Below are 383 nucleotides of genomic sequence, written 5' to 3' on the forward strand. Positions count from 1 at the left end.
CGGTAACTCGAACAGTGGTTCGAACAACACCGGTGACAGCAACACTGGGAACAGTAACAGTGGTTCAAACAACACCGGTGACAGCAATACCGGTAACTCGAACTCTGGCTCGAACAACGCCGGTGACAACAATACCGGTAACTCAAACAGTGGTTCGAACAACACCGGTGACAGCAACACTGGGAACAGCAACTCTGGCTCGAATAACACTGGTGATAGCAACACTGGGAACAGCAACTCTGGCTCGAATAACACCGGTGACAGCAACACCGGTAACTCGAACTCTGGTTCAAACAACACCGGTGACAGCAACACCGGTAATTCGAACTCTGGCTCGAATAACACCGGTGACAGCAACACCGGTAACTCGAACTCTGGTTCAA

1 protein-coding gene is annotated in these 383 nt (G+C 50.9%); it reads left to right on the forward strand.

Annotation, left to right across the window (positions count from 1 at the left end; all coding sequences use genetic code 11):
- Positions 1–383, forward strand: a 383-nt coding sequence (locus ACKTR2_RS10535) for a hypothetical protein (protein ID WP_407885095.1), incomplete at both ends; no start/stop codon positions are given.

It is taken from the genome of Furfurilactobacillus curtus (assembly GCF_045862785.1).
GTDB lineage: Bacteria > Bacillota > Bacilli > Lactobacillales > Lactobacillaceae > Furfurilactobacillus > Furfurilactobacillus curtus.